This window comes from Variovorax sp. BGA-UO-ETr-C22, from assembly GCF_059567965.1.
On sequence record NZ_JCAQPA010000011.1, the window covers coordinates 2456462 to 2480726 of the forward strand.

Annotated in this window: 16 protein-coding genes and 1 pseudogene; 1 reads left to right on the top strand and 16 read right to left on the bottom strand. The window is 66.8% G+C overall.

The genetic code is table 11. The features are described 5' to 3' along the window. Positions 1-495: 495 nt before the first annotated feature. From AC57B8_RS31530 to aceE, 16 genes are all read right to left on the bottom strand, one after another. Entirely contained in the window at positions 496-1857 is a 1362-nt protein-coding gene (locus tag AC57B8_RS31530) for a sigma-54-dependent transcriptional regulator (RefSeq protein ID WP_083259418.1), read from the bottom strand. Continuing rightward, positions 1854-3689: a sensor histidine kinase gene (locus AC57B8_RS31535; RefSeq protein WP_496481753.1), complete on the bottom strand. Its 1836-nt coding sequence runs from the start codon at positions 3687-3689 to the stop codon at positions 1854-1856. Before AC57B8_RS31535 ends, AC57B8_RS31530 begins: the two co-directional genes overlap by 4 nt. A 91-nt stretch (positions 3690-3780) precedes the next feature. Beyond that, positions 3781-4776, bottom strand: a complete 996-nt coding sequence (locus tag AC57B8_RS31540) for a cytochrome d ubiquinol oxidase subunit II (protein ID WP_496481754.1) — start codon at positions 4774-4776, stop codon at positions 3781-3783. 8 nt (positions 4777-4784) lie between these two features. Continuing rightward, a complete protein-coding gene (locus AC57B8_RS31545) occupies positions 4785-6194 on the bottom strand; it encodes a cytochrome ubiquinol oxidase subunit I (protein WP_496481755.1) in 1410 nt (469 codons plus the stop codon). Between the two features lie 46 nt (positions 6195-6240). Beyond that, entirely contained in the window at positions 6241-6894 is a 654-nt protein-coding gene (locus tag AC57B8_RS31550) for a DUF6781 family protein (protein WP_496481756.1), read from the bottom strand. Between the two features lie 10 nt (positions 6895-6904). Next, positions 6905-7654: an acetoacetyl-CoA reductase gene (gene phbB / locus AC57B8_RS31555; protein WP_496481757.1), complete on the bottom strand. Its 750-nt coding sequence runs from the start codon at positions 7652-7654 to the stop codon at positions 6905-6907. A 46-nt stretch (positions 7655-7700) separates the two neighbouring features. Next, positions 7701-8885: an acetyl-CoA C-acetyltransferase gene (locus AC57B8_RS31560; RefSeq protein ID WP_095744354.1), complete on the bottom strand. Its 1185-nt coding sequence runs from the start codon at positions 8883-8885 to the stop codon at positions 7701-7703. 54 nt (positions 8886-8939) lie between these two features. After that, the gene (locus AC57B8_RS31565) at positions 8940-10409 is read right to left on the bottom strand and encodes a PHA/PHB synthase family protein (RefSeq protein WP_496481758.1); all 1470 of its coding nucleotides are present in this window, start codon (positions 10407-10409) and stop codon (positions 8940-8942) included. Between the two features lie 12 nt (positions 10410-10421). Continuing rightward, positions 10422-11756 carry an NAD(P)/FAD-dependent oxidoreductase gene (locus tag AC57B8_RS31570; RefSeq protein WP_496481759.1) on the bottom strand — a complete coding sequence of 445 codons (1335 nt, stop codon included), beginning with the start codon at positions 11754-11756 and terminating at the stop codon, positions 10422-10424. 19 nt (positions 11757-11775) lie between these two features. Next, on the bottom strand, positions 11776-13119 hold the full coding sequence (locus AC57B8_RS31575; RefSeq protein ID WP_070064017.1) for a dicarboxylate/amino acid:cation symporter: 1344 nt from the start codon (positions 13117-13119) through the stop codon (positions 11776-11778). An 18-nt stretch (positions 13120-13137) separates the two neighbouring features. Beyond that, the gene (lipA, locus tag AC57B8_RS31580) at positions 13138-14085 is read right to left on the bottom strand and encodes a lipoyl synthase (RefSeq protein ID WP_496481760.1); all 948 of its coding nucleotides are present in this window, start codon (positions 14083-14085) and stop codon (positions 13138-13140) included. A gap of 13 nt (positions 14086-14098) precedes the next feature. After that, positions 14099-16384 (bottom strand): NADP-dependent malic enzyme, encoded by a 2286-nt coding sequence (locus AC57B8_RS31585; protein WP_496481761.1) that lies wholly within the window; start codon positions 16382-16384, stop codon positions 14099-14101. Positions 16385-16404: 20 nt separating this feature from the next. Beyond that, complete coding sequence (locus AC57B8_RS31590; RefSeq protein WP_496481762.1) at positions 16405-17205, bottom strand: alpha/beta fold hydrolase; 801 nt, start codon at positions 17203-17205, stop codon at positions 16405-16407. 8 nt (positions 17206-17213) lie between these two features. Beyond that, entirely contained in the window at positions 17214-18968 is a 1755-nt protein-coding gene (gene lpdA, locus AC57B8_RS31595; RefSeq protein WP_496481763.1) for a dihydrolipoyl dehydrogenase, read from the bottom strand. A 13-nt stretch (positions 18969-18981) separates the two neighbouring features. After that, positions 18982-20574, bottom strand: coding sequence for a dihydrolipoyllysine-residue acetyltransferase (locus tag AC57B8_RS31600; RefSeq protein WP_496481764.1), 1593 nt, complete (start codon positions 20572-20574; stop codon positions 18982-18984). A gap of 13 nt (positions 20575-20587) precedes the next feature. Then, positions 20588-23260, bottom strand: coding sequence for a pyruvate dehydrogenase (acetyl-transferring), homodimeric type (gene aceE, locus AC57B8_RS31605; RefSeq protein ID WP_496481765.1), 2673 nt, complete (start codon positions 23258-23260; stop codon positions 20588-20590). A gap of 496 nt (positions 23261-23756) precedes the next feature. Between aceE and AC57B8_RS31610 the strand changes: the two are divergent. Further along, positions 23757-23876 (top strand): annotated as a pseudogene (locus AC57B8_RS31610) (IS3 family transposase); the annotation flags it as partial. Positions 23877-24265: the final 389 nt, after the last annotated feature.

Consider the following 24265-nt stretch of genomic DNA (forward strand, 5'->3'; position numbering starts at 1 on the left):
CTATGTGCAGACCCGATCCGGGAAAAGCAGCGCGGCCGATCAAAATCATCGGCGCAGATCGTCAAACGCAAGGCAGCTCGAGGACTCGAGCGCACGCCCGTTCGTTTCGAATCGAAAGACCGCTTTAGAGCATGCCGAGCGTCTCCTCTGGGCTCAATGTCGTCCTAGCTCCTGCGATTCGCAGGGGCTGGTCTCCGCCATCAAGCGGCCCTAGCCTCCACGTCGGCAGCCCCTGCACAGCCGCCTGCGTCGCGAGATCAACTCACTGGAAGGCGAAGCCGGCAAACGCATTGTCATGATCGCCTTCCTTAGTCCGAAGCAGGCAAGAGCCTGGTGCGAATCGACTGCGTGTCGCGCAGATTCGGCCGACCCGTTTCAACTTCGCGAAGTCTCGCGTGTACATCGTCGAAAGCGTCCGCCTACCGGGGCCGACTCACTGGTCGCGAGATAGAAAAATATCACTCGACTTCGACGCGCAGTGACATCCACCCACCTCTACTTGAAATCGTCCGCCACGATGCCGAACTTGCGCAACTTGTCATGCAAGGTCTGCCGCGCGATGGCCAGGGTGCTGGCCGTGGCCGGCTGGTCGCCCTGGTGCTTGCGCAGCGCCTCGACAATCACCGCGCGCTCGAAGGCCTCGACCTGCTGCGGCAGCGCGCGTGGCAATGCAGGCAGGCCTTCGCCTGTGCCTCGTGCCTGCGTGAGGCGCTCGCCAAGCAGGCCCAGAACGAAGCGGTCAGCCACGTTGCGCAACTCGCGCACATTTCCGGGCCACGCATAGGCCATCAGGTCGGCCAGCTGTGCATTGGTGAGCAACGGCGCCGCGCGCTCGTAGCGGCTTGCGGCCAGCAGCGCGAAATGCTCGAACAGCAACGGAATGTCTTCGCGGCGCTCGCGCAGCGGCGGCAGCTCGATGAAGGCCACGCCCAAGCGGTAGTACAGGTCGGCCCTGAACTTCTGCCGGTCGCTCATCTCCTTCAGGTCGTCCTTGCTCGCGGCCACCACGCGGCAGTCGAAGGCAATGGCCTTGTTGGAGCCGATGCGCTCAATGCTGCGCTCCTGCAGCGCGCGCAGGAGCTTGATCTGCACCGCCATCGGCATGCTCTCGATCTCGTCGAGGAACAGCGTGCCACCGTTGGCGTATTCGAACTTGCCCACGCGCACGCGGTTGGCACTGGTGAAGGCACCCGCCTCGTGGCCGAAGAGCTCGCTCTCGGCCAATGCTTCGGGCAGGCCGCCGCAGTTGAGCGGCACGAAATGCTGGCGCCGGCGCTCGCTGTGGTCGTGCAGGCAACGGGCGATGAGTTCCTTGCCGGTGCCGGTCTCGCCGTAGATGAGCACATCGGCCGAGGTCTCGGCCAGTGTCATCACGGTGCGGCGCACCAGCTGCATCTGCGCCGAGCGGCCGATCAGCACCGACTGGATACCGTTCCAGTTCTCCAGCGCATCGCGCAGCGCGCGCACCTGCAGCGACAGCTGACGGCGCTCGATGGCGTGGCGCACGATGGCCACCAGCCGCTCGGAGCTGAAAGGCTTTTCGATGAAGTCGTAGGCGCCCTCGCGCATGGCCTGCACCGCCATCGCGATGTGGCCGTGGCCGGTGACCAGGATCACGGGCAGCTCGGCATCGGCCGCATGCAACTCACGCAACCATTCGGTGCCGCTCAAGCCCGGCAGGCGCACGTCGCAGACGACGATGGCCGGCACGCCGAAGCTGATGTGTGCGCGCGCGCGCTCGGCGCTGTGAAAGGCTTCGACCTCGAAACCGGCCAGGGTCAGCACCTGGGTCGTGCTGAGGCGGACGTCTTCGTCGTCCTCGACCAGCATCACCCGGATGGCAGGGGCTTCGCTCACTTGTGGATCACTCCTGTGGGGGTGGGAATAAGGGTGTTCTGCACGGCGGCAGGCAGGTCGACCACGAATGAGGCACCACCCGCGGGCTGATTGGCCGCGCGCAGCGTGCCGTCCATGGCACGCACCAATTGTGCCGAGATCACGAGACCCAGGCCCAGGCCCGTGCCTGCCGGCTTGCTGGTGACGAAGGGTTCGAACAGGCGCGGCAGGATGTCGGACTGGATGCCCGGCCCGGTGTCGCTCACGCGCAGGATCACCCGTCCCTCCTGCGGCCGCGCCTCGATGCGCAGCGTGCGCCGCGGCGAATCCTGCATGGCGTCGGTGGCGTTGCGCATCAGGTTGACGAGCACGCTGCCGAGCGCGGCCTCCTCGGCCATCACGCACAGGCTCGTGGGCTGCACGTCGACCTCGATGGCGATGGCGTTCTTCTTCGTGGCTTCGGCCACGACGACCTGCGCGTCGGCGATGGCACGCGCCATCGGCACCGCGGCCAACGGCAACTCGCTCTTGTGCGCGAAGGTCTTGAGCTGCGAGGTCAGGCGCGCGAGGCGATCGACCATGCCTCGGATGCGTTGCAGATTGCCGCGCACATCGTCGAAGCGGCCCTTATCGAGCAGGATGCCTGCGCTTTCCGAGAGCGTGCGCATGGCCGTGAGCGGTTGGTTCAGCTCGTGCACCACGCCGGCCGACATCTGGCCCAGCGCCGACATCTTGCCTGCATGCACCAGCTCCCCCTGGGCTGCGCGCAGCTGTGCGGTGCGCGCCACCACCGTCGATTCGAGGGTGTCGTGCGCGGCCTGCAGCGCGGCCTGGTTGGCCAGCTTCTGCCTCACGGCACGGCGGCGCTGCCACAGCGTGACGGCCATCAGCAGCAGCACCGCCATCGCCAGGCTCGCGGTGATGGCCGCATTGCGTGCGCCCACCCGAAGCGGCGCCAGGTCGTCGAGCACCACCAGCTGCCACGGCGCGCCGCGCAGCTTGCGCGTGGAAGCGAGCTGGTCCACGCCGTCGAGCGTGATGACCTGCACGTCGTGCGCCAGCGATTCCTTCTGCACCCATTGCAGCGGCTGCAGCGCGGCTTCGCCATAAGGCCGCGAGCGCTGCACTTCGGCGCGCTGCAAGCCGTCCAGCGGCAGCATCGGGCGGAACTTGATGTCCTCGCGGGTGGAGAGGATCACCACGCCGCGCTGGTCGATCAGCGCCACGTCGCCCGGGAGCTTGCGCCAGGCACGCTCGGCCTCCTCGAGGTTGACCTTGACGGCCACCACGCCGCGCGTGGGCTGCCCGCGGCGCAGCGCGTACGAGAGGTAGTAGCCGGGCTTGCGGCTGGTGATGCCGACACCGTAGAAGGCGCCCCGGCCCTGCCTCAGCGCATCGATCACGTAGGGGCGGAACGACAGGTCCTGGCCGACGGTGGTGCCGGGCCGGTCCCAGTCGGAGGCGGCCAGCGAGGTGCCGCCGGCGTCGAGCACGTAGAGCATCTCTGCGCCCGCCGTGGCGTTGACCCCGTCGAGGTAGCGGTTGACCGCGTCGCGCAGCGCCCCGTCCGAAGGCGTGCCGAGCAGCGTCGGGACGATGGGCGTCATCTCCAGCAGCGCGGGCAGGTATTCGAAGCGGGCCAGGTCCGCGTCGAGCCCGGTGGCGAGCATGTCCAGCCGGTGGTCGCCCGCGTCGCGCAGCCGGGCAAGTCCGTTCTGCATGGCGATGTGGTGGCCGGCGAAGGCGGCCACGGCCACCAATGCCAGCGCGCCGCACCAGCGCGGCAGGCCGCGCCAGCGTTTGGAGGTGTGAGAAGGCAAGTCGAAGCGCAGTGCCGGCTCCCGTGAAGTCATGAACCCGTTATTGCACAAGGCCATGAAGGCCGCATCAGTGGCAGCCCGGTGGCGCCGGTCACGAAGCGTTTCAGCCAGGGTGGGCACAGGCTCAGGCATAGCGCAGTTCGCCGGTCTTGCCGCGGAAGACCCGGTAGGAAAAAACGGTGTAGCCCACGATGGCCGGCACCGAGATGCAGGCCCCCACCAGGATGACCTTGAGCGCCGGCGCGCTGCTGGCAGCCTGCCAGATCGTGAGCTGGCCGATCACCACATACGGAAAGATGCTGTAGGCCAGCCCGAGAAAGCCGAGCACGAACACCATGATGAGCAGCACGAAGGGCAGCCAGCACACCGGCCCGCGCACCATGCGCGTGTTCAGGAGGCCGCGCACCGCGAGCAGCGCTACGCCGCTCATGAGCGGAATGGCGGCCAGCGCCAGTATTTCGGGCAGCGCGAACCAGCGCTCGCGCACCTCGGGGCTGACCCAGGGCGTGGCCATCGAGATCAGCACCATGCCGCCGACCATCGGCGCCCAGGCGGTGCGCGCCCACCGCACGGCACGTTCCTGCAGCTCGCCTTCGGTCTTCATGATGAGCCAGGTTGCGCCCATGAGCACGTAGGCCATCGGCAGCGCGACCGCGATGGCGGTGGCAAACACCGGGTAGTTCCAGCCGGTGCCGAAGCCACTGATATAGCGCCCGAGCATCCAGCCCTGCGCCACCGAGGCCAGCGTGGAGCCCGCGAAGAAGAGTCGGTCCCAGGTGCGCTTGTGGCTGTCGCGCGCCTTCACGCGGAAGTCGAAGGCCACGCCGCGTAGCGTGAGACCGATGAGCATCAGCGTCACCGGCAGGTACAGCTCGCCAAGCACGAGGCCGTGCGCCTTCGGAAAGGCCACCAGCAGGATGCCCACGCCCAGCACCAGCCAGGTTTCGTTGGCGTCCCAGAACGGGCCGATGGAGGCGACCATCACGTCCTTCTCGGCATCGGTGGCGCGGTGCATGAGCATGCCCACGCCGAGGTCGTAGCCGTCGCTGACCACGTAGACCAGCATGGACACGCCCATCAGCACCATGAAAATCACCGGCAGCGCGGCATCGACGCTCATCATCCCGTTCATGTACGGCCCCCTTCGACGATCGGCGAGGTGATCGCGCCCACCGGCGTTGCGGCCTGCTCCGCGGGCTCGGTCGCCTGCACTTCATCGGGCTTCTCGGCCATGTACTTGAGCACCGCCACGTAGGCCACGATGAGCGCGAGGTACAGCGCGACGTAGAGCGCCAGCGTGAGGCCGATCATTGCCGACGGCACCTTCGACACCACGTCGGCCGTGCGCACCAGCCCGTAGACGATGTAGGGCTGCCGGCCGATCTCGGTGACATACCAGCCCGCCACCGTGGCGACCCAGCCCGAGAAGGTCATGCCTGCGAACAGCCACAGCAGTGCGCGCGGCAGCATGGCCGGCTGCCATTTCGTGCGGCGGTACAGCCACCAGCCAAGCCAGCTGGTCGCCAGCATCAGCATCCCCATGCCGACCATGATGCGGAACGCGAAGAACATCGGCAGCGGCGGCGGATGCGCACCGGGAAAATCGTTGAGCCCACGAATCTCCCCGTCGGTCTTGTGCGTGAGGATCAGGCTCGCGCCGTTCGGGATCGCGATCTCGAAGTGGTTCTTGCGCGCCGTCGCATCGGGAATGGCGAACAGCAGCAGCGGCGCACCGCGCTCCGTCTCCCACACGCCTTCCATCGCGGCGATCTTGGCGGGCTGGTGTTCGAGTGTGTTGAGGCCGTGCATGTCGCCCACCACGATCTGCACCGGAATCAGTACCGCCGCCAGCGTGAGCCCCACGCGCAGCACGCGCGCCGCGCTGCGCTGTCCCACGCCGCGCAGCACCTGCCAGGCCGACAGGCCAATCAGGAGGAACGCGCAGGTCAGCGCCGAGGCCAGCAGCATGTGCGCGAAACGGTACGGGAACGAGGGGTTGAAGATCACCGCGAGCCAGCTCGCGACGTGGAACTCGCCGTTCACGATCTCGTGGCCGGCGGGCGTCTGCATCCACGAGTTGAGCGCCAGGATCCAGAAGGCCGAGAGCGTGGTGCCGAAGGCCACCATGAAGGTCGACATCAGGTGCACGCGCTCGCCGACCTTGCCGTGGCCGAACAGCATCACGCCGAGAAAACCCGCTTCGAGAAAGAACGCGGTCAGCACTTCGTAGCCCAGCAACGGCCCCGCCACGTTGCCCACGCGCTCCATGAAGCCCGGCCAGTTGGTTCCGAATTGGAAGCTCATGGTGATCCCGCTCACCACGCCCAGCGCGAAGGTCAGCGCGAACACCTTGGTCCAGAAGCGGTAGGCGTCGAGCCAGCCCTGCGCCAACGCGGCGTCGGTGCCGCCGCGCGTGCGCAGCCACCGCCAGCGAAAAAACAGCAGCAGCCAGCCCAGCGCGATGCTGATCGTGGGAAAGAGGATGTGGAAGGTGATGTTGGCCGCGAACTGCATGCGGGCGAGGATCAGGGCGTCCATCAGATTCCTTTCAGGCCGGCGGCGGCACGGCTGCCGCCGGCGGGGGTCATCGCTTCGCCGCGCCGCCCTGCTTCAGGGCCTCGGACATGCCGATCAGCACGCCGCTCGCCAGCGTCGCGTAGCTGTCGAGCAGCGCCTGCGAAGCGCGCAGGCTCATCGCGCGGCCGTCGCGCAGGTTCTTGTGCGTGTCTTCCATCAACTGCTCGAGCGCCACCGTGGCGCGCGCGCCGGTGTCGGTTTTCTTGCCCTGCATCGCCTGGAACACGCCGCTCCACGGGCCGTCCATCGGCGCCGCCTTGCGCACGCTGGCAAACAGCGTGTCTTCCATCTTCTCGATGTCGGCGAGCGCCTTCTTGAGTTGCGTCTCGCGCAAGCTCACGCCCTGGTCGACCAGCTGCTGCAGCGCGCGCTGGTTGGCCACCACCGCCTGCTCCAGCGCGCCGTCCATGCCCGCGAAGGCCTTGGCCAGAAGTGCCTCCACGTCGGGCGCGGGCAGCTTGCTGCCCTCCGCACCGGTCGAGGCCGCCTTGGTGACCACGCCCAGCACCTGCCGGATGTTCGCGAGCGTGAGCTCGCGGCCCTGCAGCGCCTTGAGCGTGGCCTCGTGCACGGTCTTGCGGATGGTCTCGCCCTGCTTGGCCGTGGCGTCGGTGAACTTGTTGATCAGTGCGACCTGATCGATGCCGTTTTTGAGAATCATGGTCGTCCGTTCATTGCATGTGCTGGCCGCCGTTGATGGCGATGTTGGCGCCCGTCACGAAGGCGGCTTCTTCCGAAGCCAGGTAGATGATCAGGCCCGCGACTTCCTCGGGCTTGCCCAGACGCCCCACCGGGATGTGCGGCAGGATCTTGCTGTCGAGCACTTCCTTGGGGATGGCCGTGACCATCTTCGTGCCGATGTAGCCCGGCGAGATGGTGTTGACCGTCACGCCCTTCTTGGCCACTTCGAGCGCCAGCGCCTTGGTGAAACCGTGCACGCCGGCCTTGGCGGCCGAGTAGTTGGTCTGGCCGAACGCGCCCTTGGAGCCATTCACCGACGACACGTTGATGATGCGGCCCCAGCCGCGATCCACCATGCCGTCGGCCACCTGCTTGCTCATGTTGAACAGGCTGTCGAGGTTGGTGCGCAGCACGGCGTTCCAGTTGATCTGGTCCATCTTCTTGAAGGTCATGTCGCGCGTGATGCCGGCGTTGTTGACCAGCACGTCGACCGGACCCAGCGCCTCCTGCACCTGGCTCACGGCCCTGGCGCAGGAATCGTAGTCGGCCACGTCGCAGGGCACGGCCAGGATCTGGTAGCCGCGCGACGCCATCTGAGCCACCCAGTCGGCGTGCGACTTGTTGCCCGGCGAATAGGTCACCGCGAGCTTGTAGCCCGCATCGACCATCTTGGTGGAGATCGTCTCGCCCAGGCCGCCCATGCCGCCGGTGACCAGGACCACTTGTTCTTTGTTGCTCATTTGGCTTGCTCCTCGTTGCTTGGTGAATGAATGAAAGAAATCCGGTTCAGGCGCGTTCGACCGCGAGCGCCACGCCCATGCCGCCGCCGATGCACAGCGACGCGAGGCCCTTGTTCGCGCCGCGGCGGCGCATCTCGTGCAGCAGCGTCACAAGCACGCGGCAGCCCGAGGCGCCGATCGGATGACCGATGGCGATGGCGCCGCCGTTCACGTTGATGCGGCTCGTGTCCCATTCCATCTGCTGGTTGACCGCGCAGGCCTGCGCCGCGAAGGCTTCGTTGATCTCCATGAGGTCGAGGTCCTGCGCCTTCCAGCCGGCCTTCTTGAGCGCGAGCTGCGAGGCGGGCACCGGGCCCATGCCCATCAGCGACGGATCGAGGCCCGCGCTCGCATAGGCGCGGATCACGGCCAGCGGCTGGAGGCCCAGGGCTGCCGCGCGCGAAGCCGACATCACCAGCACCGCAGCGGCACCGTCGTTCAGGCCCGAGGCATTGCCGGCGGTCACCGAGCCGGCCTTGTCGAAGGCGGGGCGCAGACCCGCGAGCGCGTCGGCGTTGGTCTTGCGGTTCACGAACTCGTCGGCCGAGAAGACGATCGGGTCGCCCTTCTTCTGCGCGATGCTGAAGGGAAGGATCTCGTCGTCAAAGCGACCGGCATCCTGCGCGGCGGCGGCCTTCTGTTGCGAGGCCAGCGCGAGCGCGTCCTGCATCTCGCGCGTGATGCCGTACTTCTTGGCCACGTTCTCGGCCGTAGTGCCCATGTGGTACTGGTTGTAGACGTCCCAGAGGCCGTCCACGATCATCGTGTCGACCAGCTTCCAGTCGCCCATGCGCTGGCCGTTGCGCGAGTTGGGCAGCACGTGCGGTGCGGCGCTCATGTTCTCCTGCCCGCCGGCCACCACGATCTCGGCATCGCCGCACTTCACGGCCTGCGCCGCCAGCATCACGGCCTTCAGGCCCGAGCCGCAGACCTTGTTGATGGTGAGGCCCGGCACGCCGATGGGCAGGCCCGCCTTGATGACCGTCTGCCGCGCTGGGTTTTGCCCCGCGCCGGCCGCGAGCACCTGGCCCATGATCACCTCGGACACGGCATCGCCCGGCACGCCGGCCTTCTCGAGCAGCCCCTTCACCACGTGCGCGCCCAGATCGGGCGCGGCCGTGCCGGCGAGTGCGCCGCCGAACTTGCCGACCGCCGTGCGTTGCGCGGCCACGATCACGATATCGTCTGACATGAGAATCTCCTTGAGGTTGATGCGAGGGAAAGAAGGAATGGGGGCGGCCCGGACTCAGGCCGCCTTGGCTTTGACATAGCGCCCGGGGGCGGGCTCGATGACGGGAAACTCGGCGCTGCCCAGCACACGGCGTGCGGCGACCTTCGCGCCGGCATGCATGGCGAGCCACTCACTCCACGCGGGCCACCAGCTGCCGTCGATGCTTTGCGCGTTGTCGAGCCAGGCGCCCGCATCGGCCGCGAGATCGCCGACCCAGTGGTTGCGCTTCTTCTTGGCGGGCGGATTGATCACGCCCGCGATGTGGCCGCTGGCGCCGAGCACGAAGCGCGTCTCACCGCCCAGCAGTTGCGTGCCGGCATAGGCGGTCTTCCACGGCACGATGTGGTCGTCGCGCGAGGCGTAGATGAAAGCCGGTGCCTCGATGCGCGACAGGTCCACCGGCACGCCGCACTGCACCGTGCCGCCGGGCACGCGCAGCTTGTTCTCCAGGTAGGTGTTGCGCAGGTACCAGCAGTACATCGGGCCCGGCAGGTTGGTGTCGTCGCCGTTCCAGAACAACAGGTCGAAGGCCGCGGGCGCCTTGCCCTTGAGGTAGCCGTTGACCACGTAGGGCCAGATCAGGTCGTTGGCGCGCAGCGCGGCGAACACCGTTGCGAGTTCGCGGCCCTTCATGAGGCCGCCACGGCCGATGCTGGCCTCGCGCGTGGCCACCATGTTCTCGTCGACCATCAGGCCCAGTTCGCCGGTATCGGAGAAGTCGAGCATCGCTGTCAGCAGCGTGACGCTGGCAGCGGGTTTCTCGCCGCACGCTGCGGCTACGGCGAGCGCGCTGCCCAGCAGCGTGCCACCGATGCAGAAGCCGAGCGTGTTCACCTTGTCGCTGCGGGCGATGCCGCGCGCAACGGCCAGTGCCTGCAACACGCCTTTCTCCACGTAGTCGTCCCAGCCCAGGCGACCCTGTTCTTCGGACACGTTGCGCCACGACACGAGAAACACCGTGTGCCCCTGCTCCACCGCATACGCCACCAGCGAGTTCGCCGGCTGCAGGTCGAGGATGTAGAACTTGTTGATGCAGGGCGGCACGATCACCAGTGGCCGCTTGTGCACCTTGGCCGTGGACGGCGTGTACTGCACGAGCTGCATCAGCGCGTTCTCGAACACCACGCTGCCCGGGCTGGTCGCGACGTTGCGGCCGACCTCGAAGGCCTCGTCGTCCGACATCGAGATGCGGCCCTTCGCCACGTCGGCCAAAAAGAGGCGCGCGCCTTCGAGCAGGCTGGTGCCGCCCGAGTCGAGCGCGGCCTGCATCGCCTCGGGGTTGGTCGCGAAGCTGTTAGCCGGGTTCACGGCGTCGATCACCTGGCGCAGCGCGAAGTCCATCTGCGCCTTGCCACGTGCATCGATGGGCGCGGCCTCCAGTGCATTGCGCATCAGCGCGCCGAACTGCAGGTGGCTTTGCGACAGCCCTTGCTGCCAGGCTTGCAACCACGAGGTCGCGGCTAAAGGGTTTGAAGGTGTGGTCATGGCCGTTGCTGCTTAGTGCAGCTTGACGTGGGGTTCGGTGCGCCGCGTGATGAGGCGAGCGAGCGTGTCGAGCGAGACCTTCACGACGCCGTGCAGCGCCAGCTCGTGCATCTTGTAGAGCGACACGTACATGAGCCGCGCGAAGCGGCCTTCGATCATCAGGCTGCCACCCACCGGGCCGCCCATCATGTTGCCGACGGTGCTGAATTCGCCGAGCGACACCAGCGAGCCGAAGTCGCGGTAGCGATACGGCTTGAGCGCCTTGCCTGCCATGCGCCGGCCGATCTGCGCCGCGACGTGCGAGGCCTGCTGGTGCGCCGCCTGCGCACGTGGCGGCACCAGGCCGCCCTTGCCCTCGTTGGCCTCCGGCCACTCGCAGGCCGCGCAGTCGCCGATGGCGAAGATGTCGGCATCGCGTGTGGTCTGCAGCGTGGGCAGCACCGCGAGCTGGTTGCTGCGGTTGGTTTCCAAGCCCGCAATGTCCTTCATGAAGTCGGCCGCCTTCACGCCCGCGGCCCACACCACCAGCTCGGCCGGCAGCACACGGCCATCGGCCAGGCGCACGCCTTCGGGCAGCACCTCGGCGACCTTGGCGGAGGTGTGCACATCGACGCCGAGCTTGCGCAGCAGCGCCTCGGTGGCGGTCGACATGCGCTGCGGCAGTGCGGGAAGCACGCGGTCGGCCGCTTCGATCACGCTGACCTGGATGTCTTTCTCGGCATCCACGCGGTCCAGCCCATAGGCCACGACTTCGCGCGTGGTGCGGTGCAGTTCGGCTGCCAGCTCCACGCCGGTGGCGCCCGCGCCGATGATCGCCACGTGCAGCTGCTCGGGCCGCAGCGGCGTGGTCTGCGCATGCGCACGGATGCAGGCGTTGACCATGCGCTGGTGAAAGCGCTGCGCATCGGCCTTCGACTCCAGGCGCAGCGCGTGCTCGCGCACACCCGGCGTGCCGAAGTCGTTGCTGAGGCTGCCGATGGCGACCACCAGCGTGTCGTAGCCGAAGGCGCGCTCGGGCGTGACGAGGCGGCCTTCGTCGTCCAGGTACGGCGCTATCTGCACCTCGCGCCGCTCGCGGTCGATGCCGGTCAGCTCGCCGAGCCGGAAGCGGAAGCCGTGCCAGTGCGCCTGCGCGAGGTAGTCGACCTCGTGAGCGCTCATGTCCATGCTGCCGGAAGCGATTTCGTGCAGCTTGGGCTTCCACACATGGGTGCGTTGCTTGTCGATCAGGACCACGTCGGCCTTGCCGCGCCTGCCGAGCGTGTCGCCCAGCCGCGTCGCCAACTCCAGGCCACCGGCGCCGCCGCCGACGATGACGATGCGATGCCTGTCCGCAGGACGGTTCATGGGAATGTCGGCGTGGGGGTCAGCGCACCGGGTCCGCGGGCATGTGGTGCTCGACCTTGTCCAGCACGGCCTCGGGCTCGTCCGCCAGGGCCGGGGTTTCGTTGTTCAGGATGCGCGTCATGCGGTCCGTGTCCAGGTCGTTGGTCCACTTGGCCACCACCATGGTGGCCACGCCGTTGCCGATCAGGTTGGTGAGCGCGCGCGCTTCCGACATGAAGCGGTCGATGCCCAGAATGAGCGCAAGACCCGCCACCGGCACATGGCCCACCGCCGACAACGTGGCCGCCAGCACGATGAAGCCGCTGCCGGTCACGCCAGCCGCGCCCTTGGACGTCAGCAGCAACACCAGCAGCAGCGTGATCTGCTCGGTCAGCGACATCGGCGTGTTGGTGGCCTGGGCGATGAACACCGCGGCCATCGTCAGGTAGATGCTGGTGCCGTCCAGGTTGAACGAATAGCCGGTGGGCACGACCAGGCCGACCACGGACTTGCGCGCGCCGAGGTTCTCCAGCTTGGCCATCATGCGCGGCAGCACCGACTCGCTGGACGACGTGCCCAGCACGATCAGCAGCTCTTCCTTGATGTACTTGATGAACTTCCAGATGCTGAAGCCGTGGACGCGTGCGATGCCGCCCAGGATCACGAAGACGAACAGCAGGCAGGTGAGATAGAACGTGGCCATCAGCTGACCCAGCTGCAGCAGCGAGCTGACACCGTATTTTCCGATGGTGAAGGCCATGGCACCGAAGGCGCCGATGGGCGCGACCTTCATGATGTAGCCCACGATCACGAACAGCACGTGCGAGAACTTCTCGATGAAGTCGAACACCAGTGTGCCGCGCCCACCGAACTTGTGCAGCGCAAAACCGAACATCACGGCGATCAGCAACACCTGCAGGATCTCGCCCTTGGCGAACGCGTCGACCACGGTATTGGGGATCACGTGCAGCAGGAAATCGACCGTGCCCTGCATCTGGCCCGGCTTGGTGTAGGCAGCCACCGACTTGGCGTCGAGCTGGGTCACGTCCACATTCATGCCAGCCCCGGGCTTGACGATGTTGATGATGACCAACCCGACCACCAGCGCGACAGTGCTGACGATCTCGAAATACAGCAGCGCCAGGCCGCCGGTCTTGCCGACCTTCTTCATGTCCTCCATGCCGGCGATGCCCACCACCACCGTGCAGAAGATGATCGGCGCGATGATCATCTTGATCAGCTTGATGAAGCCGTCGCCCAGCGGTTTCATCGACGCGCCGGTGTCGGGATAGAAATGCCCCAGCAGCACACCGATGACGATGGCAGTGATGACCTGGAAGTACAGCGATTTGTAAAAGGGCTGGGATACGGGTTGATGGTCCACGAAGGTCTCCTAGAAATTTCAGACGCCGGCGGCATGGGCCTGCCGGTCGGCGTGGTAGCTCGACCGCACGAGCGGTCCGCAGGCTGCATGGGCAAAGCCCATGGCGTGCGCCTGCTGGGCAAGGGCTTCGAACTGCGCGGGCGCGACGTAGCGCTCCACCGGAAGGTTGCCGGGGCGCGGCTGCAGGTACTGGCCGACGGTGAGCATGCTGACGCCGTGGCTGCGCATGTCGCGCATCACATCGAGCACCTCGTCGTCGGTCTCGCCCAGGCCCAGCATCAGGCCACTCTTGGTGGGCACCCCGGGGCAGCGCGCACGGAACGACTGCAGCAGTTGCAGCGAGTGCAGGTAGTCGGCACCAGGGCGCGCCTGGCGGTACAGGCGCGGCACGGTCTCGAGGTTGTGGTTCATCACGTCGGGCGGGTCGGCCGAGAGGATGTCCAGCGCCACCTCGGCACGGCCACGGAAGTCGGGCACCAGCACCTCGATCTGCGTGCCCGGCGACTGCGCGCGCACCGCGCGGATGCAGCTGGCGAAATGCGCCGCGCCGCCGTCGCGCAGGTCGTCGCGGTCCACGCTGGTGATCACCACGTACTTCAGCTTCAGCCGCGCGACCGTCTCTGCCAGGTGTTGCGCCTCGTGCGGATCGGGTGGCATCGGCCGGCCATGCGCCACGTCGCAGAACGGGCAGCGGCGCGTGCACAGATCGCCCAGCACCATGAAGGTTGCCGTGCCCTTGCCGAAGCACTCGCCGATGTTCGGGCACGAGGCTTCTTCGCACACCGTGTGCAGGTTCGCTTCGCGCAGCGTGCGTTTGACCTCGCGAAAGCTCTCGCTCTGCGAGACGCGCACGCGGATCCAGTCGGGCTTGGCGAGCGCTGGTCCCGCCTCGACGACGCGGATCGGAATCCGGCGCGTCTTGGCCTCGCCGCGCTGCGGACCATGGAGAGTCGCGGTGTCGTTCATGGTCGCGCCGTCGTCAGGCCGCGTTGCGGTGCGAGTTGGCATCGACCACCGCCAGCGCCGTCATGTTGACGATGCGGCGCACCGTGGACGAAGGCGTGAGGATGTGCACCGAGCGCGCCGCGCCCAGCAGGATGCCGCCCACCGTGATGCCACTGCCCGCCGCCATGCGCAGCAGGTTGTACGAGATGTTGGCCGCGTCGACGTTGGGCATGACGAGCACGTTGGCCTCGGTCTGCAGCGCCGAATCAGGGAACTCGTGGTCGAGGATCGACTTGGAGAGCGCCGCATCGCCGCGCATCTCGCCTTCGACCGCGAGCTGCGGATCGGTCGCCTGGATGAGTGCGAGCGCTTCGCGCATCTTCACGGCCGAGGCCGCATCGGAGCCACCGAAGTTCGAGTGCGACAGCAGCGCCACGGCCGGCGTCACGCCGAAGCGGCGCACTTCCTCGGCCGCGAGCAGCGCGATCTCGGCGATCTGCGCGGCGTCGGGGTCGCGGTTGACGTGCGTGTCGCAGATGAAGAGCTGGCGCCCCGGCAGCATCAGCATCTGCATGGCAGCCAGGGTCTTGCTGCCGGCACGCAGGCCAATCACGTCGCGCACATGCCGCAGGTGATCGCCGTAGCCGCCGAGCGTGCCGCACAGCATCGCGTCGGCCTTGCCCTGGCGCACCAGCATCGCCGCGAGCAGCGTACCGCGGCTGCGCATCTCGGTCTGCGCCACGAGGCGCGAGACGCCGTCGCGGCGCTTGAGCTGGTAGTAGGCCTCGGCGGCATCGCCGTGCACGGCGGGGTCGAGCAGGTCGACGGTTTCGCAGTCGGTACCCAGCGACAGGCGCAGGCCGTACTGCGCGATGCGCTCGGCGATCACCTCGGGCCGGCCCAGCAGCAGCGGGTGCGCGAGGCCTTCGTCGACCACCACCTGCGCGGCGCGCAGCACGCGCTCGTCTTCGCCTTCGGCGTAGACCACGCGCTTGGGCGATTGCTTGGCGGCCGCGAACAGAGGCTGCATGCTGCTGCCCGACTGGTAGACGAACTGCGACAGGCGCTGGCGGTAGGCCTTCATGTCGGCGATGGGCCGCGTTGCGACGCCGCTGTCCGCCGCAGCCTGCGCCACCGCGGGCGCAACGAACTCGATCAGGCGCGGGTCGAAGGGCTTGGGAATCAAGTAGTCGCGGCCGAAGCGCAGCCCGACCGCGCCGTAGGCCTGTGCCACCACCTCGGGAATCTCGGCATGCGCGAGCTCGGCGATGGCGCGCACGGCGGCGAGCTTCATCTCTTCGTTGATCGTGGTCGCGCCCACGTCAAGCGCGCCACGGAAGATGAACGGGAAGCACAGGACGTTGTTGACCTGGTTCGGATAGTCAGACCGCCCCGTGCCCAGGATCGCGTCGGGCCGCACGGCCAGCGCGTCTTCCGGCAGGATCTCCGGGTTCGGGTTGGCCATGGCCAGGATGATCGGATCGCGCGCCATCTCCTTGACCATCTCGGGCTTGAGCACACCGCCCGCCGACAGCCCGAGGAAAATGTCCGCGCCGCCGATCACATCGGCCAGCTTGCGCGCCGAGGTGTCCTGTGCATAGCGGGCCTTGTTCGGGTCCATCTGCTCCTTGCGCCCGGTGTAGACCACGCCCGCGCTGTCGGACACGAAGATGTTCTGTTGCGGCAGGCCCAGGCTCACGATCAGGTCCAGGCATGCCAGTGCCGCGGCGCCCGCACCCGAGGCCACGAGCTTCACTTCACGGATGTCCTTATTCACATGCCGCAGCGCATTGAGGATGGCCGCAGCCGCGACGATGGCGGTGCCGTGCTGGTCGTCGTGGAACACCGGGATCTTCATGCGCTCGCGCAGCTTCTTCTCGATGTAGAAGCACTCGGGCGCCTTGATGTCCTCCAGGTTGATGCCACCGAAAGTGGGCTCCATGCGCGCGATGGTGTCGATGAGCGCGTCGGGGTCGCTTTCGTCGAGCTCGATGTCGAACACGTCGATGCCCGCGAACTTCTTGAAGAGGCAGGCCTTGCCCTCCATCACCGGCTTGCCGGCCAGCGCGCCGATGTTGCCCAGGCCCAGCACCGCCGTGCCGTTGGTGATGACGGCCACGAGGTTGGCGCGCGAGGTGAGGTTCATCGCCTCGGCCGGGTCGCGCACGATTTCCATGCAAGCCTCGGCCACGCCGGGCGAGTACGCGAGCGCCAGGTCGCGCTGCGTGGCCATCGGCTTGGTCGGGTTCACCGAGATCTTGCCGGGCGTGGGATAGCGGTGGTAGTCGAGGGCAGCTTCGCGCAGTTTTTCGTCGGACATGGTGTCTCCGTGGGGATTTTTCAAAGAGGGGCTGTGGCTGCCGCGTTGGCGTCGGTCAACCAGTCGCGCAGGCCGCACAGCAGCGCCGCGGGCTGGTCGGCATGCACCCAGTGGCCGGCATCGGCGATGCGCTCGACCTCGGCATGCCGGAACATCGCGCGAATGCCTGCGAGCGACGTGGGCCGCACGTAGTCGGACTCCGCGCCGTGGAGGAAGAGCGCCGGGCCGTCGTAGCGCGTTTCGCGCAGCGCATCGGGAAAGCTGCAGAGTTCGCGCATGCACAGGCCCGTGGCCAGCAGGTTCAGGCGCCAGTCGAAGCGGTCGTTCTGCCGGCGCAGGTTCTGCATGAGGAAGTCGACCGGCGCTTCGGCGCTGAGGCTGTCGGCCAGCGCCTGGCGGATCTCGCGGCGGCTGGCCGCACCCGCCACGTCGAGGCTGCGCATGGCCGACACGTACGACGAGAACTGGTCGGTATAGCTCTCGGGCGCGATATCGATCACGGCGATGCCGGCGATGGCCTGTGGATGCGACAGCGCGAGCGCCATCGCGGTCTTTCCGCCCATGCTGTGGCCGATCACGAAGGGCCGCTGCAGCTGCTCGCGCTCGATCAGGGCGAGCACGTCGCCCGCCATCTCGACGTACGACATGGACTCGGCCCAGGGCGAGGCGCCGTGGTTGCGGGCGTCGGGCAGATAGACGCGGTGGTCCGCGGCCAGCGCCTGCGCCACCTGCGTCCAGTTGCGGCCCGCGCCGAATAGGCCGTGCAGGATCATCACCGGAGGCCCCGATCCCAGCGCCTCGAAAGCCAGTGCGAGCGGCATGGCAGCGCCTACTTCTTCTTCACCGGGGGCAGGTCGGTGCAATGCCCCTCGAACACCTCGGCCGCCATGCCGATGGATTCGCCGAGCGTCGGATGCGGGTGAATGGTCTTGCCGATGTCGGAGGGCTCGCAGCCCATCTCGATGGCCAGGCACACCTCGCTGATCAGGTCGCCCGCATGCGTGCCGACGATGCCGCCGCCGACGATGCGGTGCGTGACCTCATCGAACAGCAGCTTGGTAAATCCTTCGTCGCGCCCGTTGGCGATCGCGCGGCCCGATGCGGCCCACGGGAACACCGCCTTGCCGACCTTCAGGCCCTCGGCTTTGCACTGTTCCTCGGTCTTGCCGGCCCATGCCACTTCGGGGTCGGTGTAGGCGACCGAAGGGATCTGCCTTGCGTCGAAGTACGAGGCCTCGCCGTGCGCTACTTCCGCGGCCACATGGGCCTCGTGCACAGCCTTGTGCGCGAGCATGGGCTGGCCCACGATGTCGCCGATGGCGAAGATGTGCGGTACGTTGGTGCGCATCTGCTTGTCGACGTCGATGAAGCCGCGGTCGGTGACGGCCACGCCGGCCTTGTCAGCGGCGAGCTTCTTGCCGTTGGGACTGCGGCCCACGGCCACGAGCACCAGGTCGTAGACCTGCGGCTCCTTGGGCGCCTTCTCGCCCTCGAAGCTGACCTCGATGCCGGCTTTCGTCGCCTTCGCACCGACGGTCTTCGTCTTGAGCATCACGTTGTCGAAGCGCGGCGCGTTGACCTTCTCCCACACCTTCACGAGGTCGCGGTCGGCGCCCTGCATCAGGCCGTCGAGCATCTCGACCACGTCGATGCGCGTGCCCAGCGTCGAGTACACCGTGGCCATTTCCAGGCCGATGATGCCGCCGCCGATGACCAGCATGCGCTTGGGAATGCCCTTGAGCAGCAGCGCGCCGGTGGAGTCGACGACGCGGTCGTCCTCGGGCATGAAGGGCAGCTTCACCGCCTGCGAGCCCGCGGCGATGATGGCCTTGGCGAACTTCACCACCTTCTTCGCACCGCCCTCGTCCACCACTTCGACGTGATACGCATCGAGGAAGCTGCCGACGCCTGTCACGACCTCGACCTTGCGCGCCTTCGCCATGCCGGCGAGGCCGCCGGTGAGCTTCTTGATCACACCGTCCTTGAAGTCGCGCAGCGCGTCGATGTCGACTTCGGGCGCGCTGTACTTGATGCCGTGCTTGGCGAGCAGCTTCACCTCGTCCATCACGCCGGCCGTGTGCAGCAGCGCCTTGGAGGGGATGCAGCCCACGTTGAGGCAGACGCCGCCGAGTGTGGCGTAGCGTTCGACCAGCACGGTCTTCATGCCGAGGTCGGCGCTGCGGAACGCGGCCGAGTAGCCGCCGGGGCCGGCGCCGAGCACGAGCACTTCGCATTCGATGTCGGCCTTGCCGGTGTAGCTGCCGGCCACGGGTGCGGGGGCTGCGGCAACAGGTGCGGCGGCGGGTGCTGGTGCGGGAGAAGGCGCTGCAGCCGGCGCGGCTGCCGATGTCTCAATGACCAGTATGACCGAGCCCTCGCTCACCTTGTCGCCCAGCGCAACCTTCAACTCCTTCACCGTCCCCGCATGACTCGACGGAATTTCCATCGAGGCCTTGTCGGACTCCACCATGATCAACCCGGTATCGACCGCGATGACCTCGCCGGGCTTGACCAGCAGTTCGATGATCGCGACATCCTTGAAATCGCCGATGTCGGGAACCTTGACTTCCACCGTGTGTGCCATTTGGGAGCTTCCTTCAGAACAGCACGCGACGCAGGTCGGCGAGCACGTTGGCGAAATAGACGTTGAAGCGCGCGGCGGCGGCGCCGTCGATCACGCGGTGGTCCCACGAGAGGGACAGCGGCAGCGTGAGGCGCGAGGTGTAGGTCTTGCCGTCGGCGGAGTGCTGCTTCCAGTAGCTCTTGCACACGCCCATGATGGCGACCTCGGGCGCATTGATGATCGGCGTGAAGTAGATGCCGCCGATGCCGCCCAGCGAGCTGATGGTGAAGGTGCCGCCCGACATCTGGTCGGGCTTGAGCTTTCCGTCGCGCGCGAGCTTGGCAAGTTCGCCCATCTCCTTGGCTATCTCGGGCACGGTCTTCTTGTCGACGTCGCGGATCACCGGCACCATGAGCCCGTTGGGCGTGTCGGCCGCGAAGCCGATGTGCCAGTAGTTCTTGAGCACCAGCGCATCGCCGTCGAGGCTCGCGTTGAACTCGGGGAACTTCTTCAGCGCGGTGACGGCCGCCTTCATCATGAAGGGCAGCATGCTGATCTTGGCGCCCGACTTCTCCAGCTCCTTGTTCATCTGCACGCGGAACTGCTCGAGGTCGGTGATGTCGGCCTCGTCGTGCGTCGTCACATGCGGAATGACGACCCAGTTGCGGTGCAGGTTGGCGGCGCTGATCTTCTTGATGCGTGACAGTTCTTTGCGCTCGGTCGGGCCGAACTTGGCGAAGTCGACCTTGGGCCAGGGCAGCAGGTCGATGCCACCGACGCCACCGCCTGCGGGCGCCGCAGCAGGCTTGCCGGCGACTGGTGCGGCGGCCGCGCCGCCGCCCTTCGCGAAGGCCTCGACGTCGGCGCGCACGATGCGGCCGTGGTCGCCGGTGCCCTTGATCTTTCCGAGGTCGACGCCCAGTTCGCGTGCGAGCTTGCGCACGGCGGGGCCGGCGTAGGCAAGTGCGAAGGCGGCTTCGTCGATAGCGCCGCTGGCCGATGCTGCGGCTTGTGCCGGTGCGACGACGGGTGCAGCCGGCGCCGGTGCAGCAGCAGTCGCCACAGGCGCATCGCCCGTCGCGAGCGACAGGATCACCGACCCTTCGCTGACCTTGTCCCCGATCTTGATGCCGATGGCAGTCACCACGCCCGAGAGCGGCGCGGGCACATCCATCGTGGCCTTATCCGATTCGAGCGAGACGATCGGGTCTTCGGCCTTCACCGTGTCGCCGACTTTCACAAAGATCTCGATGACCGGCACGTCCTTGAAGTCGCCGATGTCGGGCACGCGCACTTCGGCGATTCCAGCAGGCGCGCTGGTGGCCGAGGGCGCGGCGCTCACGCTGGGCTTGGCCGCTTCGGCGGGCGCGGGAGCAGCAGCACCGCCCTCTGCCTTGAACGTCATGATGACGCTGCCTTCGCTGATCTTGTCGCCCAACTTCACCGCGATGGACTCCACCACGCCACCGCGCGGCGCGGGCACGTCCATCGTGGCCTTGTCGGATTCGAGCGAGACCAGCGGGTCTTCGGCTTTCACCGTGTCGCCGACTTTCACGAAGATCTCGATGACCGGCACATCGCTGAAATCGCCGATGTCCGGAACCTTGATGTCGATTGCGTTGCTCATGTTCGGTACTGCCTCAGACGGTCCAGGGGGCTGCGCGCTCGGCATCGAGCCCGTACTTCGCGATGGCCTCGGCCACCACGGCGTGCTTGATCACGCCGTCGTCGGCCAGCGCCTTGAGCGCGGCCACCACCACGTGCCAGCGGTCGACCTCGAAGAAGCGGCGCAGCTTGCGGCGGTAGTCGCTGCGGCCGAAGCCGTCGGTGCCCAGCACCGTGTAGCGCCGGCCCGCGGCCTGCACGTACTCGCGCACCTGGTCGGCGTAGTTGCGCATGTAGTCGGTGGCCGCGATGACGGGGCCGTCGTGCCCTTCGAGGCATTGCTCGACGTGGCTCTTGCGCGCGGGCTCGGTCGGGTGCAGCCGGCTCCAGCGCTCGGCGGCCATGCCGTCGCGGCGCAGCTCGTTGTAGCTGGTGGCGCTCCACACGTCCGAGGCAATGCCGAAGTCGCTCTTGAGCAGCTCGGCCGCGAAAATCACCTCGCGCAGGATGGTGCCGCTGCCCATGAGCTGCACGCGATGGCCCTTCTTGGGCGTCTTGCCGCCGTCGCTCAATTGGTAGAGGCCCTTGAGAATCCCCGCCTCGCTGCCCTCGGGCATGCCGGGGTGGGTGTAGTTCTCGTTCATGAGGGTGATGTAGTAGTACACGTCCTCCTGCTCGGCATACATGCGGCGCATGCCGTCGCGCACGATGGTCACCACCTCGTAGGCAAAGGTCGGGTCGTACGAGACGCAGTTCGGAATGGTCCCGGCCAGGATGTGGCTGTGGCCGTCTTCGTGCTGCAGGCCTTCGCCGTTGAGCGTGGTGCGCCCCGCGGTGCCGCCGAGCAGGAAGCCGCGCGCACGCATGTCGCCGGCGAGCCAGGCCAGGTCGCCCACGCGCTGCAGGCCGAACATCGAGTAGTAGATGTAGAACGGAATCATCGGCACGTTGTTCGTGCTGTACGAGGTGGCCGCGACGATCCAGCTGGACATCGCGCCGCCCTCGTTGATGCCTTCCTGCAGCACCTGCCCGTCTTTCGACTCGCGGTAGTACATGAGCTGGTCGGCGTCCTGCGGCTTGTAGAGCTGGCCGAGCGACGACCAGATGCCCAGCTGGCGGAACATGCCCTCCATGCCGAAGGTGCGCGACTCGTCGGGCACGATGGGCACCACGTGCTTGCCGATCTGCTTGTCGCGCACCAGCGTGCCGAGCATCTGCACGAAGGCCATGGTGGTGGAAATCTCGCGCTCGCCGGTATCTTTCAGCAAGCGATCGAAGGTGGCCAGCGGTGGAATCTCCAGCGCGGCCGACTTGCGGCGGCGCAGCGGCAGGTAGCCGCCCAGCGCGGCACGGCGCTCGCGCAGGTACTTCATCTCGGGGCTGTCTTCGGCCAGCTGGATGAACGGCACGTTGGGCAGCTCTTCGTCGGACACCGGGATCTGGAAGCGGTCGCGAAAGCCTCGCAGCGCGTCCTGCGTCATCTTCTTGGCCTGGTGCGCGATCATCTGGCCTTCGCCCGATTCGCCCATGCCGTAGCCCTTCACCGTCTTGGGCAGGATCAGCGTGGGCTGGCCCTTGTGCTTGACGGCTGCGGCATACGCGGCGAACACCTTCTCGGGGTCGTGGCCGCCGCGCGTGAGGCCCCAGATCTCGTCGTCGGTCATGTCGGCGACCAGTGCCTTGGTCTCGTCGTACTTGCCGAAGAAGTGCTCACGCACGTAGGCGCCGCTCTTGCTCTTGAAGTCCTGGTACTCGCCGTCCACGCACTCTTCCATGCGCTGCAGGAGCTTGCCGCTCTTGTCCTTGGCCAGCAGCTTGTCCCAGCCGCCGCCCCAAAGCACCTTGATGACGTTCCAGCCTGCCCCGCGGAACACGCTCTCGAGCTCCTGCACGATCTTGCCGTTGCCGCGCACCGGGCCGTCCAGGCGCTGCAGGTTGCAGTTGATGACGAACACGAGGTTGTCCAGGCTCTCGCGGCCCGCGAGCGAGATGGCGCCGAGCGACTCGGGCTCGTCCATCTCGCCATCGCCCATGAAAGCCCAGACCTTGCGCGGCGCCGTGTCGGCGAGACCGCGGCCGTGCAGGTACTTCAAGAAGCGCGCCTGGTAGATCGCCATCAGCGGGCCGAGGCCCATCGACACGGTCGGGAACTGCCAGAAGTCGGGCATGAGCCAAGGATGCGGATACGACGGGATGCCGTTGCCGTCGGACTCCTGGCGATAGTTGAGCAGCTGCTGCTCGCTCAGCCGGCCTTCGAGAAAAGCGCGTGCATAGATGCCGGGGGAGCTGTGGCCCTGGATGAACAGCAGGTCTCCGCCGTGCGTGTCGGTGGCCGCATGCCAGAAGTGGCCGAAGCCGATGTCGTAGAGCGTTGCGGCCGACTGGAAGCTCGCGATGTGGCCGCCGAGTTCCGACGAGTCTTTGTTGGCGCGCAGGATGATCGCCATCGCGTTCCACCGGATGATCGAGCGCAGGCGATGCTCGATCTCGCGGTTGCCGGTGGATTTTTCTTCCTTCTCGGGCGGGATGGTGTTCTTGTAGGCCGTGTTCAGCGAGCGCGGCACGTACACCCCGTCGCGGCGGCCTTCGTCGACCAGGCGGTTCAGCAGAAAGTTCGTGCGTTCGCTGCCGCGGTGCTGTTGAACGGCGCCGAGCGCATCGATCCACTCGCCAGTTTCCGTGGGGTCAAGGTCACTCATGGTGCTCATCGGTTTGTCTCCTGTGTCGTGGCCGAAAGCCGCATCGGGCGATGCGGCCGGCCTTGATCAAGAGCAATCGATGTGCCACGCCTTCGGCGGACGTCGCAACGTGCTAAGTCGTTGATTTCATACGGGCTCCTGAAAACTCAGCATGCCTGCGATGCCGACGACCCGGATGAGGCGCGAAAGAGCCGTCCGGATTCCCGGATCGCCGGCTAGGTGTAAACCCTTGACCCGCAGCACAGGTTTCGCAAGTGCCGCGGAAGGTCTGCGCTAGAGCTCGCTAGGGGAAGATGAATGCGAACTTCCCGCTCAACTGACCTTGGCGTTGATTTGCCGCGGCTCCGCGATTGTCATGAGGCCACGCTCCATGCTGACCTACAGCGTGGCCGAATTGACGCCGGGGGCGAACGCGAAGATCTCAGCGCCTGCAGTGTGGCGCCCACATTCAGCGCGGGGAAGCCATGACCGCGGATCGTGGGTGACAGATCGAACGCCTACTGCATGTCCCGTTGACAACGCAGCGCGCGAAGGCTTCTTCGGCCGGCTGAAAACGGAACTGTTCTATCCTCGGGACTGGAAGGCCGCCACGGTCGAGCAGTTCATCAAAGAAGTCGATTCCTACACAACCCGGCTCCAGTTCGTTCCTCAGCAGTCATACGATCAAGCCCAATATATGCCCGGTGCGAAGGTGTTAGTTCAGTTCGTTGCCGCGGAAGTTGGCGGTCGAACGATGCCCGCGTACTTGACCCGAAAGTACAGACCTCACTTTCGCGTCGGCAGTGGAGAGTACTTGGGGGTGGTCTTTTCGGGCGATGAATCCAGCAGGCCGATTCAGCCCGGAATTTGTACAGATGCTGAGGTCGCGTTCATCTATGCACCCGATGTCGACTACGGGGATCTGGTCGTTGGATCACAATTTCAGATCTTAGAAGGTGCGAGGATTGTCGGAGTCGGCGTAGTCAGTGAGTTGGTTCCTTGAAGGTCCCATCGCGGCCAATAGCGAAAGTTCGG

Excerpts from the sequence above, each read along its gene's own strand:
- AC57B8_RS31535 (WP_496481753.1), bottom strand. The coding sequence starts at position 3,689 with ATGACTTCACGGGAGCCGGCACTGCGCTTCGACTTGCCTTCTCACACC.
- AC57B8_RS31540 (WP_496481754.1), bottom strand. The coding sequence starts at position 4,776 with ATGAGCGTCGATGCCGCGCTGCCGGTGATTTTCATGGTGCTGATGGGC.
- AC57B8_RS31545 (WP_496481755.1), bottom strand. The coding sequence starts at position 6,194 with ATGGACGCCCTGATCCTCGCCCGCATGCAGTTCGCGGCCAACATCACC.
- AC57B8_RS31550 (WP_496481756.1), bottom strand. The coding sequence starts at position 6,894 with ATGATTCTCAAAAACGGCATCGATCAGGTCGCACTGATCAACAAGTTC.
- phbB (WP_496481757.1), bottom strand. The coding sequence starts at position 7,654 with ATGAGCAACAAAGAACAAGTGGTCCTGGTCACCGGCGGCATGGGCGGC.
- AC57B8_RS31560 (WP_095744354.1), bottom strand. The coding sequence starts at position 8,885 with ATGTCAGACGATATCGTGATCGTGGCCGCGCAACGCACGGCGGTCGGC.
- AC57B8_RS31565 (WP_496481758.1), bottom strand. The coding sequence starts at position 10,409 with ATGACCACACCTTCAAACCCTTTAGCCGCGACCTCGTGGTTGCAAGCC.
- AC57B8_RS31570 (WP_496481759.1), bottom strand. The coding sequence starts at position 11,756 with ATGAACCGTCCTGCGGACAGGCATCGCATCGTCATCGTCGGCGGCGGC.
- lipA (WP_496481760.1), bottom strand. The coding sequence starts at position 14,085 with ATGAACGACACCGCGACTCTCCATGGTCCGCAGCGCGGCGAGGCCAAG.
- AC57B8_RS31585 (WP_496481761.1), bottom strand. The coding sequence starts at position 16,384 with ATGTCCGACGAAAAACTGCGCGAAGCTGCCCTCGACTACCACCGCTAT.
- AC57B8_RS31590 (WP_496481762.1), bottom strand. The coding sequence starts at position 17,205 with ATGCCGCTCGCACTGGCTTTCGAGGCGCTGGGATCGGGGCCTCCGGTG.
- lpdA (WP_496481763.1), bottom strand. The coding sequence starts at position 18,968 with ATGGCACACACGGTGGAAGTCAAGGTTCCCGACATCGGCGATTTCAAG.
- AC57B8_RS31600 (WP_496481764.1), bottom strand. The coding sequence starts at position 20,574 with ATGAGCAACGCAATCGACATCAAGGTTCCGGACATCGGCGATTTCAGC.
- aceE (WP_496481765.1), bottom strand. The coding sequence starts at position 23,260 with ATGAGCACCATGAGTGACCTTGACCCCACGGAAACTGGCGAGTGGATC.